Origin of the sequence: Pseudarthrobacter phenanthrenivorans (assembly GCF_036455295.1) — a bacterium.
Taxonomy (GTDB): Bacteria; Actinomycetota; Actinomycetes; order Actinomycetales; family Micrococcaceae; genus Arthrobacter; species Arthrobacter phenanthrenivorans_C.
The window spans coordinates 1-3851 of sequence record NZ_JAYXNX010000034.1 but is presented as its reverse complement, the minus strand read 5'-3'; the positions used below and the strand labels follow the sequence as shown (position 1 = coordinate 3851).

Sequence of the window (3851 nt, the reverse complement as noted above, 5' to 3'; positions counted from 1 at the left end):
CACAGCAGCAGCCCGCATCGGCCCCACAGTATGCGAAGACGACGGACCAACACCGATCGAAAACAGATCAAAAACGCCAACGGCCATGGTGGGTTCCTAACTAGAACAGGTTGTTGGGGTGGAGCGGGCCGGACATCCTCTGCGTGCTCGGTCGCGAAGACGCCCGCTGCGCGGACGTGACGCTCCCTTAGACGCACGCTGCCGGATGCCCCGCCCACTCCGCAAGCACGTCACCAAGGCGACGTGCGCACAAAGGGCCGGCGGAGCCGGACTTTTCGAAAGCCTGCGTCAAAGCGAGGAAGTGGGCCCACGCCGTCCGGGTTCCCTGGCCGAGCTTGCGAGGCTAGGGGGACGGTGGGGCGCAGCAGGCGTGAAAATGTCCGGTCCGCCGGGGCCCGGTGTAGACCACGGAGCCTAGGACAGCGGTGCGACGCCGGGGTAGAGCGGGTGGGCTGCGGCGAGTGCCTGGACGCGGTGACGCAGGCCGGAAAGGTCCGCATCGGCGTCGGCAATCAACGCCTCGGCGATGATGTCCGCAACCTCGCGGAAGGCGTCCGCGCCGAAGCCGCGGGTGGCCAGGGCTGGAGTGCCGATGCGCAGGCCGGAGGTGACCATGGGCGGACGCGGGTCGAAGGGGACGGCGTTGCGGTTGACGGTGATGTCGATCGCAGCGAGCCGGTCTTCAGCCTGCTGCCCGTCGAGTTTGCAGTTGCGCAGGTCCACCAGGACCAGGTGCACGTCGGTGCCACCGGAGACCACGCTGACGCCCTTGGCTGTGACATCGGGCTGGACCAGGCGCTCGGCAAGGATGCGGGCACCGGCCAGGACCCGTTCCTGCCGCTCGCGGAACTCCTCAGACGCGGCGATCTTGAACGCCACGGCCTTGCCCGCGATGACGTGCTCCAGCGGACCGCCCTGCTGACCCGGGAATACTGCGGAGTTGATCTTCTTGGCGATGTCGGCGTCATTGGACAGGATGATGCCGCCGCGCGGACCGGCAAGGGTCTTGTGCGTGGTGGAGGTGGTGACGTGGGCGTGCGGCACGGGGGAGGGGTGCAGGCCCGCGGCCACCAGCCCCGCGAAGTGCGCCATGTCCACCATGAGGTAAGCGCCTACGGAGTCGGCGATCCGGCGGAACTCCGCGAAGTCCAGCTGCCGGGCGTAGGCGGACCAGCCGGCCACGATGAGCTGCGGCTTGTGTTCCTGCGCCAGGCGGTCCACCTCGGCCATATCGATGGTGTGGGTGTCTTCGCGGACCTGGTAGGGGACCACGTTATAGAGCTTGCCGGAGAAGTTGATCCGCATGCCATGGGTCAGGTGGCCGCCGTGGGCCAGGTTCAGCCCCATGATGGTGTCGCCGGGCTTGATCAGCGCGTGCATCACCGAGGCGTTGGCCTGGGCACCGGAGTGCGGCTGGACGTTGGCGTACTCCGCTCCGAACAGGGCCTTCACCCGGTCGATGGCGAGCTGCTCGATGACGTCGACGTGCTCGCAGCCGCCGTAATAGCGCTTGCCCGGGTAGCCCTCGGCGTACTTGTTGGTCAGGACCGATCCCTGCGCCTGCATGACGGCGGTGGCCGTGTGGTTTTCCGAGGCGATCATCTCCAGGCCATCGCGCTGGCGGCCCAGTTCGTCGTCGATCTTTGCCGCGATTTCCGGGTCAAGGACCGACAAGTCCGCGTTCAGGCTCGGTGACTCGACCTGCTCGAAGGCCACCGTGTTGGCTGCTGCCGCGTTCACAGTTCGCCGCCGTTTGCTGCCGCGTATTCTTCAGCGGAAAGCAGCGGGCCTTCCTCGGTGACGGCCACCTTGAACAGCCAGCCGGCGCCGTAGGGGTCGCTGTTGATCAAGGCGGGGTCGGACACCACACCGTCATTGATTTCCACGACTTCACCGGTGACGGGTGCGTAGAGGTCCGACACTGACTTGGTGGATTCCACCTCACCGCAGGTCTCGCCGGCGGTCACCGTGGAACCGACCTCGGGCAGGTCCACATATACGATGTCGCCCAGGGCGTCGGCGGCAACGGCGGAAATCCCGATTCCCGCAGGACCGGATCCATCGACAGCAACCCATTCGTGCTCGGCGGAGTACTTCAGTTCAGCTACAACTTTGCTCATGATTTTTCCTTGTCTTTCAAAATTTGCTGTGGTCGGGGCGGAGGCGCCAGGACATCCTCCGCGTGCTTGGGCCCACGCCGTCAGGGTTCCCTGGCCGAGCTTGCGAGGCTAGGGAGAGGGCGGGGAGCACGCTTCCGGATGCCCCGGCACCTCCGGAAGTCTGGCTACTTTTGGCGGCGGTAAAACGGGAGGGCTACTACTTCGAAGCGTTCGGGCTTGCCGCGCAGGTCCACGTCCAGGACGGTGCCGGGTTCGGCGAATTCGACGTCGACGTAGGCCATCGCGACCGGGTAGCCGAGGGTGGGGGAGGGCTGCCCGGAGGTCACTTCACCCACCAGGGCGCCGTCCTTGAGGACGGGGTAGTGGCCGCGGGCGGCCCGGCGGCCGGTCCCCTTAAGGCCGACGAGCTTCTGCCCGATGGTGGCTCCGACGCCGGCAGCCTTGAGGGCGGCCAGGGCTTCCCTGCCCACGAAGTCGCTTTCCTTTGCCAGCGACACCACGGGGCCCAGGCCCGCGGCGTAGGGGTTGCCCTGGCGGGAAAGTTCGTTGCCGTAGAGCGGCATCCCCGCCTCGACGCGGAGCGAGTCGCGGCAAGCGAGGCCGGCGGGAACCAGGCCGGAGCCTTCGCCGGCTTCAAGCAGCGCCTCCCAGAGCGAGGGCGCGTCCAGGTTGGGGACGTAGATTTCGAACCCATCCTCACCGGTGTACCCGGTGCGGGCCACCAGCAGGTCCCGGTCGGTACCACCGAAGCTGATGCCCACCTCCACTGCGGCGTAGTACTTCAGTTCCGTTACCAGGGCGTGCTGATCTGCCGGAACCAGCCTCAGCAGGATTGCCTCGGCGTTAGGGCCTTGGACCGCGATCAGTGAGGTCTCGGCGGACGCATCCTCCACGGTCACGTCAAAGTTGGCGGCGCGTTCCTGAAGGGCATCGGCCACGACCTTCGCGTTGCCCGCGTTGGGCACCACGAGGAACCTGTCGACAGCCCGGNGGACGCATCCTCCACGGTCACGTCAAAGTTGGCGGCGCGTTCCTGAAGGGCATCGGCCACGACCTTCGCGTTGCCCGCGTTGGGCACCACGAGGAACCTGTCGACAGCCCGGCGGTAGGTGATGAGGTCATCGATGATGCCGCCGTCAGCGTCGCAGATCAACGAGTACTTGGCCTTGCCGACTGCGATCGCGGACAGCTTGCCGGCCAGGGCGTAATCGAGGAATGCGGCAGCGTCAGGACCGGTTACCCAGACCTCGCCCATGTGGGAGAGGTCGAACAGCCCGGCAGCGTTGCGGACGGCGTGGTGTTCGGCCAGTTCGGAACTGTACTTCAGCGGCATCTGCCAGCCGCCAAAGTCCGTAAAGGAGGCGCCGGCTTTCTTGTGCTGCTCGTAGAGGGCGGTGTAGTTCTCGGTCATCACAGGATCCTTAGTTTTCGAAGTCTTCGAGGGGAGGGCAGGAGCAGATCAGGTTCCGGTCGCCGGCGGCCCCATCAATCCGCCCCACGGGCGGGAAGTACTTGTCCTGCCGCAGCGAGGCAACCGGGAAGGCGGCCTGCTCGCGGGGGTAGGCGCGGTCCCAGCCGGAGCTGACGACGGCGGCTGCCGTGTGCGGTGCGTTGCGCACCGGCGAGGCCCCCAGGGTGAAGTCCCCGGCCGCGACCTGCTCGATCTCGGCATGGATGGTGATCATCGCTTCGATGAAGCGGTCGATCTCCGCGAGGTCCTCGGACTCGGTG

Annotated in this window: 3 protein-coding genes and 3 pseudogenes; all 6 read right to left on the bottom strand. The window is 66.7% G+C overall.

Annotated features, from left to right (window positions below):
- Window positions 1–87: serine dehydratase beta chain (locus VXJ37_RS20965; RefSeq protein ID WP_331324924.1), on the bottom strand; the 87-nt coding region annotated here is incomplete at its 3' end.
- A 327-nt stretch (window positions 88–414) separates the two neighbouring features.
- The gene (gene glyA / locus VXJ37_RS20960) at window positions 415–1740 is read right to left on the bottom strand and encodes a serine hydroxymethyltransferase (RefSeq protein ID WP_331324923.1); all 1326 of its coding nucleotides are present in this window, start codon (window positions 1738–1740) and stop codon (window positions 415–417) included.
- Window positions 1737–2120, bottom strand: coding sequence for a glycine cleavage system protein GcvH (gene gcvH / locus VXJ37_RS20955; RefSeq protein WP_141944173.1), 384 nt, complete (start codon window positions 2118–2120; stop codon window positions 1737–1739). Before gcvH ends, glyA begins: the two co-directional genes overlap by 4 nt.
- A 164-nt stretch (window positions 2121–2284) precedes the next feature.
- Window positions 2285–3103 (bottom strand): annotated as a pseudogene (locus tag VXJ37_RS20950) (glycine cleavage T C-terminal barrel domain-containing protein); the annotation flags it as partial.
- 119 nt (window positions 3104–3222) lie between these two features.
- Window positions 3223–3531, bottom strand: a pseudogene (locus tag VXJ37_RS20945) (glycine cleavage system protein T); the annotation flags it as partial.
- A gap of 10 nt (window positions 3532–3541) precedes the next feature.
- Window positions 3542–3851: pseudogene (locus VXJ37_RS20940) on the bottom strand (glycine dehydrogenase (aminomethyl-transferring)); the annotation flags it as partial.

Excerpts from the sequence above, each read along its gene's own strand:
- gcvH (WP_141944173.1), bottom strand. The coding sequence starts at position 2,120 with ATGAGCAAAGTTGTAGCTGAACTGAAGTACTCCGCCGAGCACGAATGG.